11 protein-coding genes are annotated in these 11,077 nt (G+C 45.3%); 8 read left to right on the plus strand and 3 right to left on the minus strand.

All coding sequences use genetic code 11. The annotated features are described in order from the left end of the window. Positions 1-118 precede the first annotated feature (118 nt). From ribBA to pgpA, 5 genes are all read left to right on the plus strand, one after another. Positions 119-1,228 (plus strand): bifunctional 3,4-dihydroxy-2-butanone-4-phosphate synthase/GTP cyclohydrolase II, encoded by a 1,110-nt coding sequence (gene ribBA / locus R7D93_RS17185; RefSeq protein ID WP_005381573.1) that lies wholly within the window; start codon positions 119-121, stop codon positions 1,226-1,228. A gap of 169 nt (positions 1,229-1,397) precedes the next feature. After that, positions 1,398-1,868 carry a 6,7-dimethyl-8-ribityllumazine synthase gene (gene ribE, locus R7D93_RS17190; protein WP_005381572.1) on the plus strand — a complete coding sequence of 157 codons (471 nt, stop codon included), beginning with the start codon at positions 1,398-1,400 and terminating at the stop codon, positions 1,866-1,868. Beyond that, positions 1,868-2,335 (plus strand): transcription antitermination factor NusB, encoded by a 468-nt coding sequence (gene nusB / locus R7D93_RS17195; RefSeq protein ID WP_005381571.1) that lies wholly within the window; start codon positions 1,868-1,870, stop codon positions 2,333-2,335. The genes ribE and nusB overlap by 1 nt, the downstream gene beginning before the upstream one ends. A 78-nt stretch (positions 2,336-2,413) precedes the next feature. Then, entirely contained in the window at positions 2,414-3,379 is a 966-nt protein-coding gene (gene thiL, locus R7D93_RS17200) for a thiamine-phosphate kinase (protein ID WP_005381570.1), read from the plus strand. Between the two features lie 91 nt (positions 3,380-3,470). Continuing rightward, a complete protein-coding gene (pgpA, locus tag R7D93_RS17205) occupies positions 3,471-3,977 on the plus strand; it encodes a phosphatidylglycerophosphatase A (RefSeq protein WP_031780838.1) in 507 nt (168 codons plus the stop codon). A gap of 47 nt (positions 3,978-4,024) precedes the next feature. Here pgpA and dxs read toward each other — a convergent pair whose 3' ends face one another. Genes dxs through xseB form a run of 3 tightly spaced genes read right to left on the minus strand, consistent with a single transcriptional unit; the run spans position 4,025 to position 7,059 of the window. Continuing rightward, positions 4,025-5,890 (minus strand): 1-deoxy-D-xylulose-5-phosphate synthase, encoded by a 1,866-nt coding sequence (gene dxs / locus R7D93_RS17210; protein ID WP_017820607.1) that lies wholly within the window; start codon positions 5,888-5,890, stop codon positions 4,025-4,027. Between the two features lie 20 nt (positions 5,891-5,910). Continuing rightward, on the minus strand, positions 5,911-6,795 hold the full coding sequence (ispA, locus tag R7D93_RS17215; RefSeq protein ID WP_065274231.1) for a (2E,6E)-farnesyl diphosphate synthase: 885 nt from the start codon (positions 6,793-6,795) through the stop codon (positions 5,911-5,913). A gap of 21 nt (positions 6,796-6,816) precedes the next feature. Then, on the minus strand, positions 6,817-7,059 hold the full coding sequence (gene xseB, locus R7D93_RS17220; RefSeq protein ID WP_005381566.1) for an exodeoxyribonuclease VII small subunit: 243 nt from the start codon (positions 7,057-7,059) through the stop codon (positions 6,817-6,819). A gap of 263 nt (positions 7,060-7,322) precedes the next feature. Between xseB and pomA the strand changes: the two genes are divergently transcribed. The 3 genes from pomA (at position 7,323) to thiI (ending at position 10,706) form a co-directional block, all read left to right on the plus strand. After that, positions 7,323-8,084 (plus strand): flagellar motor protein PomA, encoded by a 762-nt coding sequence (pomA, locus tag R7D93_RS17225; protein ID WP_005381564.1) that lies wholly within the window; start codon positions 7,323-7,325, stop codon positions 8,082-8,084. A gap of 14 nt (positions 8,085-8,098) precedes the next feature. Then, complete coding sequence (locus tag R7D93_RS17230; RefSeq protein WP_042521210.1) at positions 8,099-9,046, plus strand: flagellar motor protein MotB; 948 nt, start codon at positions 8,099-8,101, stop codon at positions 9,044-9,046. A 211-nt stretch (positions 9,047-9,257) separates the two neighbouring features. Then, complete coding sequence (gene thiI / locus R7D93_RS17235; RefSeq protein ID WP_005383617.1) at positions 9,258-10,706, plus strand: tRNA uracil 4-sulfurtransferase ThiI; 1,449 nt, start codon at positions 9,258-9,260, stop codon at positions 10,704-10,706. Positions 10,707-11,077: the final 371 nt, after the last annotated feature.

The following is an 11,077-nucleotide window of genomic DNA, read 5'->3' on the forward strand; positions in this document are numbered from 1 at the left end:
CGAGATTCATTGACTTGCTTAATGCAAAGCTCAAACTATTGACCTAACTAGCATTCACTGCAACGTAATTTTTCATTGCTGTCGCAATAACAAATTTAGAATAACGGGATAACAGACTATGCCAATCAGTACGCCACAAGAAATTATTGATGATATTCGCGCAGGCAAAATGGTCATCCTAATGGATGATGAAGACCGCGAGAATGAAGGTGACTTGATCATGGCTGCCGAGCATATTACGCCGGAAGCCATCAACTTTATGGCAACCTATGGCCGTGGCCTGATTTGTTTAACCATGACCAAAGATCGTTGCGAAAGTCTAGGTCTGCCACCAATGGTGCAAGACAATAATGCGCAATACACCACCAACTTTACTGTTTCGATTGAGGCAGCAGAAGGGGTAACGACTGGTATTTCAGCCGCAGATCGCGCACGTACCGTTCAAGCAGCAGTCGCGCCAAACGCTAAAGCTGCGGATTTGGTGCAGCCTGGTCACATCTTCCCTCTCGCAGCTCAAGACGGCGGTGTACTGACTCGCGCAGGTCACACTGAAGCTGGCTGTGATTTGGCTCGTCTTGCTGGTTTAGAGCCAGCATCGGTGATTGTTGAGATCTTAAATGACGACGGCACCATGGCTCGTCGCCCTGATCTAGAGATCTTTGCAGAGAAGCACGGTATTAAATTGGGCACTATTGCCGACCTAATTGAGTACCGCAATAACACTGAGACAACGATTGAACGTGTGGCTGAGTGCAAGTTACCGACAGAGTTTGGCGAGTTCACGTTAGTCACGTACAAAGACACCATTGATAACCAAGTGCACTACGCAATGTGCAAGGGCGATTTGAAAGAAAAAGCGCCACTGGTTCGCGTACATCTTCAAGACGTTTTTACCGACTTACTACGTAGCGATCGTAATGCAGAGCGCAGTTGGACACTAGATAAGGCAATGAAACGCATTGGTGAAGAGGGCGGTGTATTGGTTGTTCTTGGCCATGAAGAATCGACTGATCTACTTATTCATCGCGTGAAGATGTTCGAAGCGCAAGACAAAGGTGAAGCCCCAACGCTTGCTAAAAAACAAGGCACGTCTCGCCGTGTTGGCGTTGGTTCACAGATTCTTGCGGATCTCGGTGTACATGATATGCGTCTTCTGTCATCGACCAACAAAAAGTACCACGCGTTAGGTGGTTTTGGTCTGAATGTTGTTGAGTACGTCTGCGAGTAACAACCGAACAATAAGTTCCTAGTCTTTGACGTGCTTAACTCGTCAATGGCTAGGAACCGGTGATTTGCCTCCAATTTCCATTAGATATTGCTCACAAATTTGTGCTAGAATCCGGCGATTCTCACTTGATGAACATATTTCACTTATAAATAGAGTTAAAGGAAAGCTTATGAAAGTGATCGAGGGTGGCTTCCCAGCGCCAAATGCAAAAATTGCTATCGTTATTTCTCGTTTCAACAGTTTTATTAACGAAAGCCTACTTTCTGGTGCGATCGATACACTAAAGCGTCACGGACAAGTAAGCGAAGACAACATCACGGTTGTGCGTTGTCCAGGTGCCGTAGAACTACCTCTAGTAGCTCAGCGTGTTGCTAAAACTGGCAAATTCGACGCTATTGTTTCTCTAGGGTCTGTTATTCGCGGTGGAACGCCTCACTTTGACTATGTTTGTAGTGAAATGAACAAAGGTCTAGCACAAGTGTCTATGGAATTCAGCATTCCAGTAGCATTTGGTGTTTTGACTGTTGATACGATCGATCAAGCGATTGAACGCGCAGGAACCAAGGCTGGTAATAAAGGTGCAGAGGCTGCACTAAGCGCACTTGAAATGATTAATGTACTATCTGAAATTGATTCCTAATGGGGGCCAGTGTGAAACCAGCCGCACGTCGTAACGCACGTCAATTCGCTCTACAGGCGATCTACTCATGGCAAATTACTAAAGAGAATGTTGCCAAGATTGAAGAACAGTTTTTGTCTGGCGACAAATACGATGAAGAAGAACTTCATGCATCTGAGCCAGCGCTTGCTGCTCCAGAGACAGACGTAGCTTACTTCCGTGAACTATTAAGCGGTGTTGTACTTAGCCACGCTGAGCTAGATAGCAAAATTCGTCCATACATCTCTCGTCCTATGCAGGATTTAGATATGATGGAACTTGCTCTTCTTCGCCTTGCTATGTACGAGATGACTCGTCGCGAAGATGTTCCTTACAAAGTTGTTATCAATGAAGCGATTGAACTTGCAAAAGTTTTCGCAGCAGAAGATAGCCACAAGTTTGTGAATGGTGTACTTGATAAAGCAGCACCTCACATTCGTAAGAAATAACGATTTCTTCAATGAAAAGGTCAGCACATGCTGACCTTTTTTGTATCAAAAGCTTTTACATCAAAAAGTAAGTGAATTATGTCTGGTGAATTTAATCTGATAGACAAGTATTTCGTCGGTCGTCAGAGCCAACGTAAAGATGTCCATCTAGCCGCTGGTGATGATTGCGCTTTGGTCAAAGCGCCAGCTAATGTTCAGATTGCGATTAGCACGGATACATTGGTAGCTGGAACGCATTTCTTAGCCGACGCGAACCCAGCATGGGTCGCACACAAAGCATTGGCTTCTAACATCAGTGATTTGGCTGCGATGGGCGCAACGCCTGCGTGGGTGAGCTTCGCATTAACGATGCCTGAGCCAGATGAAGAATGGCTTGCACCTTTCTGTGATGCATTTTTCGAACTGGCTGATTACTATGGTATTCAGTTAATAGGCGGTGATACCACCAAAGGGCCATTGTGTCTGACACTCACGGTGCAAGGTTTTGTACCTGAAGACAAAGCGCTCACGCGATCCGGCGCAAAGCCTGGGGATTGGGTATACGTAACGGGAAACCTTGGCGATGCAAAAGCTGGCTTGGATGTGATTCTAGATGACTCTCTGCGCAGCAGAGCCGGCGCGGAAGCACTAGAGCGAGCTCATTACCTTAGTTCTCCGCGTGTGCTTGCTGGACAAGCTCTTGTTGGCTTAGCCTCTTCGGCGATAGATATTTCAGATGGTTTAATCTCTGATATTAAGCATATTTTACAGCGATCTCAGGTTGGGGTTAGTATTGATGTCTCTCAGCTACCGATCTCTTCAGAATTAGTCCAGTTTTTAGATGATAAGATCAGCGCGCAGCAGTATGCTTTAGCAAGTGGCGAAGAATACGAGTTGTGTTTTACCGTGCCGGAGCAAAATCGAGGCTCGTTACAAAGCGCTTTGTCTCATACTGGCTGTAAGGTCACATGTATTGGTCAAATCCGACCAAATGGAACCTTCGAGCTGCATGATAACAATCAACCACTTGATTGGGACTTAAGTGGCTTCGACCACTTTAAATGATCTGAGCTAAGCTCTAGCCAAGAGCCTGTTACTATTGAGTAACTCGCAGGCATGACGATTGAAACCAAACTAGCAGTATAGGTTTAAGGATATGACCAACCCTCTTTCTCTGATTTCATTAAAGAACCCGTGGCATCTATTGGCGACGGGTTTTGGCAGTGGATTATCCCCGTTTATCCCTGGAACAATGGGCACACTGGCGGCCGTGCCTTTCTTTTTGTTGTTGGCACAATTACCATTTACGGCGTATGTCATTGTTGTTCTGATTTCGTGTGTGATCGGCATTCAAATATGCCAAGTGACGTCTGCAGACATGAAGGTGCATGATCATGGTTCAATCGTATGGGATGAGTTTGCGGGCTTTTGGATTACGATGAGCATTGTACCTGCGTTGAATATTCCACTCACTGAATGGAAGTGGTTGATCACTGGCTTCATCTTGTTTCGTTTTTTCGATATGGTAAAACCTTGGCCAATTGGGTGGCTAGATAAGCGAGTTCACGGTGGGCTGGGTATTATGGTTGATGATATCGTGGCGGGAGTTATGGCCGGTGTTGCCCTGTTTCTAGTCGCAAAATATGCGGGCTGGATGAATTAAACGTTGACCGTAAAAAAAGGGATGCTATGAGCATCCCTTTTTACATTCTATTTTGCTAAATAATCCAAGATGGATTTTTCAATTCCTTTTGCATCGAGACCAAGCTCTTCATGCAGTTCATCTTGTGTTCCCTGATGAATAAACTCATCTGGTAAACCTAGGTTCAACACAGGTTTAATGATTTTATCTTTCATCATGAACTCAACGACACCAGCACCAGCACCACCCGCGATAACATTTTCTTCTAACGTCACGAGCACGTCATGATCTGCGGCTAATTGACGAATTAATGCTTCATCGAGCGGCTTCACAAAGCGCATATCAGCAACAGTGGCGTTAAGGTATTCTGCCGCTTCTAGTGCGTTACCCAAGAAAGTACCAAAGTTCAGAATAGCAACTTTTTCACCTTGGCGAACCATGCGCCCTTTACCGATTTCTAACGCTGTAAACTCAGTTTCGATTTCTACGCCCATGCCGCTACCACGAGGGTATCGAACCGCACTCGGGCCAGCATGTTTATGGCCAGTGTAAAGCATTTGTCGGCACTCGTTTTCGTCGCTTGGCGCCATGATCACCATGTTCGGAATACAGCGCATAAAGCTCAAATCGAACGCACCTTGGTGAGTTTGACCATCTGCGCCAACGAGACCTGCGCGGTCGATCGCAAACATCACTGGTAAGTCCATGATCGCGATGTCGTGGATCAATTGGTCATAACCACGTTGCAAGAAAGTCGAATAGATAGCAACGATTGGATGATCGCCCGCAATTGCCATGCCTGTTGCCAGTGTCACAGCGTGCTGCTCAGCAATCGCCACATCAAAGTATTGGTCTGGGTACTCTTTTGAGAAACGCACCATACCTGATCCTTCGCGCATTGCTGGCGTAATTGCCATTAGCTTAGGATCTTGGGCCGCCATGTCACATAAAAAGTCACCGAAGATCTTTGAGTAAGTTGGCTTACCGCCACTGCTCTTCGGCAGACAATTATGCGTTGGATCGAATTTAGGAACACCATGGTAGCCGATAGGATCTTTCTCGGCAGGCTCATAACCTTTGCCTTTCTTGGTCATGATGTGTAGGAATTGAGGGCCTTTGAGCTCACGCATGTTTTTTAGCGTTTTGACGAGTTCATTGACGTCGTGTCCATCAATCGGGCCAATGTAATTAAAGCCGAACTCTTCGAACAGAGTACCAGGCACTACCATGCCTTTGAGGTGTTCTTCCGTACGGCGAACCAACTCTTTAATAGGTGGAACACCAGACAACACTTTTTTACCGCCTTCACGGATAGAAGTGTACAAGCTGCCAGAAAGTACTTTCGCAAGGTGGTTATTCAGGGCGCCGACGTTTTCTGAAATCGACATTTCGTTGTCGTTCAAAATCACCAACATATCAGGATGAACGTCGCCAGCGTGGTTCATGGCTTCGAATGCCATGCCTGCTGTAATTGCGCCATCACCAATCACACTGACAATTTTACGGCCTTTGCCTTCTTTTTGTGCGCTGATGGCCAAGCCAAGACCTGCACTGATAGATGTCGAAGAGTGACCGACAGACAACGTGTCATATTCACTTTCTTCACGCCAAGGGAAAGGGTGTAGACCATCCTTTTGGCGAATTGTTGGCATTTTATCGCGACGTCCGGTGAGGATTTTGTGCGGGTAAGCCTGATGACCAACATCCCAGATCAATTTATCGATAGGGGTGTTGTAAACATAATGCAGAGCGACAGTTAGCTCCACGGTGCCTAAGCCAGACGCTAAGTGTCCGCTAGATTGGCTCACTGAATTTAGCAGATACGTTCGCAGTTCATCACACAGATTTGGTAATGTTTCTTTCGGAAGAAGACGTAATTCTTCCGGTGTATTTGCTAACGCCAGTGTTGGGTACTTTGAAATATCAAGAGTCATATAAATGCGCGCTTATAGTGTTAATTTTTGCGCTCGATGACATATCGGGCGAACTCTTCGAGTAACTGAGTATTGTATGGGATAGCTTCCAATGCTTGAAGTGCTTCCTGTAACAGAGTGTGAGCTTTCTCTATGGCTCCCTCTAAACCCAGCAGGGAAGGATAAGTGCTCTTATTCAGACCTTGGTCGGAACCTTGAGGCTTACCCAGTGTTTCTGTGTCACTGATGATATCAAGAATATCGTCTTGAACCTGAAACGCCAAACCAATTGCTTTTGAGTAGCGCTCCAAGTGAGGTAGAACCTCGATACCTTTCTCACCAGCAGCTAATGCACCTAATTTTACCGCACAATCAATCAGAGCTCCGGTTTTTTTACGGTGTATCTCTTCCATTTCTTCAAGAGAAACTAGGCGATTTTCCGCGCCTAAATCTAAGGCTTGCCCTACACACATGCCGCTGGCACCAGAGGAATGCGCTAAGGCTTTGATCATATTGATGCGTTGAGCTTCAGCCGCCGGGCTTAATTGACCATCAGCAATAATAGTGAAGGCAAGGGTTTGTAGTGCATCACCTGTCAGTATTGCGGTTGCTTCATCAAACTTAATATGACAAGTTGGTTGACCTCGACGCAGTTCATCATCGTCCATGGCTGGCAGATCATCATGAATGAGTGAGTAGGCATGTATACATTCGATAGCAGCGGCGGGGGTGTCTAAGTCTTCAGGTTTACAGCCGAGCATTTGACCTGTGATGTAAACAAGAAAAGGGCGAACGCGTTTTCCACCTAGCAAAAGGCCGTATTTCATTGCTTGAATCAATGGCTGCTCTTGATATGGAAGCTGATCGAGCCACAAATTCAATTGCTGATTGTTTCTTTGTTGAAAAGACGTCAATGTCTGTTGCATCACATTGCTCACTACTGATTGTTATTCTGAATCTGGTTTGAAGTCACTCAGTGGTGCTTCATCATCTTCACTAAGAAGAATGCTCACGCGCTGTTCGGCGTCGCTTAATTTAGTTTGGCCTGCACGAGCTAAGGCAATGCCTCGTTCAAACTTACGCAGGGCATCATCTAGAGCAAGATCGCCATTTTCTAATTGATCAACCAAGCTATCAAGCTCTTCAATGGTTGCTTCAAAGGTCATGTTTTCTGGTTTCTTGACCGCCATCTTTTTTCTGCCTTAATCAAGCCTCGGGTAAGATGCACGAAAGTTACCTTAGCCTAGTAACTTGGTCAAATTTAACCTTATATAATTGTCACAAAATTAGCGTTCAACGAGTCTAAGCGGTGAAACCCCATATTTTGGTTGAGGTTGTTAGGTGTAATTTGTGATCCATTAGCTAAGATTTTTCTAAAAATTCTGCGCGAGTTGTCGATACAGGTAATAATCCGCCCAATGGCAGTATTTGAGTATAGCGTGAGGAGTGCTTTGTGGATTTAGCAACCCTATTAGGTTTGATTGGTGGTTTTGCATTCGTCATTATGGCGATGGTGCTTGGTGGCAGCATCGGCATGTTTGTCGATGTCACGTCGATCCTTATTGTCGTTGGTGGCTCAATATTCGTCGTGTTGATGAAGTTCACAATGGGACAGTTTTTTGGTGCGACAAAGATTGCTGGCAAAGCCTTCATGTTTAAAGCGGATGAACCCGAAGACCTGATCGCAAAAATTGTGGAAATGGCCGACGCGGCGCGTAAAGGTGGTTTTCTTGCTCTTGAAGAGATGGAAATAAACAACACATTCATGCAGAAAGGCATTGATCTACTGGTTGATGGCCATGATGCCGACGTTGTGAGAGCGGCACTCAAAAAAGACATCGCGCTTACAGATGAACGACATACGCAAGGTACTGGCGTATTTCGCGCCTTTGGCGACGTTGCTCCTGCGATGGGAATGATTGGTACCTTGGTTGGTCTTGTTGCGATGCTTTCAAACATGGATGATCCTAAAGCGATTGGACCAGCAATGGCCGTTGCACTCTTGACCACATTGTATGGCGCGATCCTGTCCAATATGGTGTTTTTCCCTATTGCGGATAAGCTTTCTCTTCGTCGTGACCAAGAAACGCTAAATCGCCGTTTGATCATGGATGGCGTATTAGCGATTCAAGATGGTCAAAACCCGCGAGTGATCGATAGTTACTTGAAGAACTACCTCAATGAAGGTAAACGTGCCCTTGAGATTGACGAGTAACTTGGAGAGTCGTGATGGATGATGAAGATAACAAATGCGATTGTCCGCCACCTGGCCTCCCGTTATGGATGGGGACATTCGCAGATTTGATGTCGCTACTGATGTGTTTCTTTGTTCTTCTGCTCTCGTTTTCTGAGATGGATGTACTGAAGTTCAAACAAATTGCAGGATCAATGAAATTTGCCTTCGGTGTGCAAAATCAGCTTGAAGTGAAAGACATTCCCAAAGGTACTAGCATTATTGCCCAAGAGTTTCGACCGGGTCGGCCGGAACCAACTCCGATTGATGTCATCATGCAGCAAACCATGGACATCACTCAGCAGACGCTCGAATTTCATGAAGGGGAGTCTGATCGAGCTGGTGGCACAAAACGTGATGAAGGCAAGTTAACGGGTGGGCAATCGCCAGAAACGTCAACTCAAAACAATGAATCTGCCGAAGCGGACATGCAGCAACAGCAATCTAAAGAGATGTCGCAAGAGATGGAAACCTTGATGGAAAGCATCAAGAAAGCCTTAGAGCGAGAGATTGAACAAGGCGCCATTGAAGTTGAAAACCTCGGTCAGCAGATTGTTATACGTATGCGTGAAAAAGGTGCATTCCCAGAAGGTTCGGCCTTCTTGCAGCCTAAGTTTCGTCCTTTAGTTCGTCAGATTGCAGAGCTAGTAAAAGACGTGCCAGGCATTGTTCGAGTATCTGGCCATACAGACAATCGACCGCTAGACTCGGAACTTTATCGTTCTAACTGGGATCTCTCTTCTCAGCGTGCAGTATCAGTCGCGCAAGAGATGGAGAAAGTGAGAGGCTTCTCTCATCAACGTTTAAGAGTACGAGGCATGGCGGATACGGAACCCTTGTTACCGAATGATTCTGATGAAAATCGCGCGCTTAACCGACGGGTTGAAATCAGCATTATGCAAGGCGAGCCTCTCTACAGTGAAGAAGTGCCGGTAATTCAATAACTAGGCTTTAGTTTTAAGTCAGTAAAGAGATAAGAAAGCGAGCAGATTGCTCGCTTTTTTTGTTTTTCCAATCCGCTTGGGTGTATAATCTTGCGCCTTAAAAGTGAGCTCAGACTACTTTTTGTGACTGAAACGCGGTTTTACTGCGTATGAAGTATTGAAGTTGAGTGTCACTCTTTGTTGATTGCGAAACTAACCTGCGAATTAGACTATGAAATTTATTGTAAAGCCCCATCCAGAAATTTTTGTAAAAAGTGAATCTGTGCGTAAGCGCTTCACAAAGATTTTAGAGTGCAACATTCGTAACATCATTAAGAGCCGCACGGAGTCTGTCGCGGTATTTAACCGTCGTGATCACATTGAAGTGACCTCTGAGAGTAACGAATTCCACGCTGAAGTTCTTGAGGTTTTGACTCATACACCAGGCATTCACCACGTACTGGAAGTGAAGCAAACTGAATTTAAAGACTTGCACGATATCTTCGAGCAAGTGCTAGAACTCAACCGTGCTGCACTCGAAAATAAAACCTTTGTTGTACGTGCGAAGCGTCGTGGCAAGCATGACTTTACCTCCATTGAACTAGAGCGTTATGTAGGCGGTGGTTTAAATCAAGCGATTGAAAGCGCTAGTGTTAAGCTACGAAACCCAGACGTGACGATCAAGGTAGAAGTCTCGAACGACAAGCTAAACCAAGTATTGTCTCGTCATAAAGGCCTAGGTGGTTTCCCTCTGGGTACGCAAGAAGACGTGTTAAGCCTGATCTCGGGTGGTTTCGATTCTGGTGTTTCAAGCTATCTTCATATCAAGCGTGGTTCAAAAGTACATTACTGCTTCTTTAACTTAGGTGGTCCAGCACACGAAATCGGCGTTAAGCAGGTTTCTCACTACCTATGGAACAAATACGGTTCTTCAGCAAAAGTACGTTTTATCTCAGTTGATTTCGAGCCTGTGGTTGCGGAAATCCTAGAGAAAGTCGATGACGGCCAAATGGGCGTGATCTTGAAGCGTATGTTTATGCGTGCAGCAGGCATGATCGCTCAGAAGATGAAGATCGAAGCATTGGTAACAGGTGAAGCACTAGGTCAAGTATCGAGCCAAACGCTAACCAATCTACGCCACATCGATAACGTAACTGACACGCTGATTCTGCGTCCACTTATCAACTGGGATAAAGAAGACATCATCAATCTAGCACGTGAAATCGGCACAGAAGATTTCGCAAAGACAATGCCAGAATACTGTGGTGTTATCTCTAAGAAGCCAACCGTGAAAGCGGTGAAAGGCAAGCTAGAAGCTGAAGAAGAGAAATTCGACTTCAGTATCCTTGAGCAAGTGGTTCAAGAAGCTCGCATGATGGACATTCGTGATATCGCGAAAGAGTCTGAGCAAGCCGCACCAGAAGTAGAGCAAGTTCAAGCGGTAGAAGAGCACGCGGTTGTGCTAGATATTCGTAGTCCTGAAGAGGAAGACGATAACCCACTTGAAATCGAAGGTGTGGATGTGAAACATATCCCTTTCTACAAGCTGGGTACACAGTTTGGTGACTTAGACCAGTCTAAGACATACCTACTTTACTGTGACCGCGGTGTGATGAGCCGTCTGCAAGCGCTTTACTTGCAAGAGCAAGGCTTCAGCAACGTAAAGGTTTACCGTCCATAGCTGACTGTTAAAATACGTTAAAAGGCGCAAATTGAGACATCAATTTGCGCCTTTTTTGTTTTTGATCGCGTTACAGACAACCATTACTTAGCATAATGTTGAGGCTCATCGCAAAGCCATACACTTTGTGTTGATATAACGATAATTAATCCGAAAGAAGAGTAATAAAGTGATATTGCTGCCAGATATGCGGATGAGATTTTTGATAGATAAAAAAACACCGCCTAATTTAGGCGGTGTAACAAATTTGACAGACAGGTCAAAAATAAATACAGGAAGTATATGTTTTGTCACAGGGAGTGTGGACAAAACATTATGGTAGAAATCTACCTAACTCGAAATACGAGTTTGCAAACACAACATCGCAACAA

It is taken from the genome of Vibrio sp. YT-15, assembly GCF_033337445.1.
In the GTDB taxonomy this organism is placed as follows: domain Bacteria; phylum Pseudomonadota; class Gammaproteobacteria; order Enterobacterales; family Vibrionaceae; genus Vibrio; species Vibrio alginolyticus.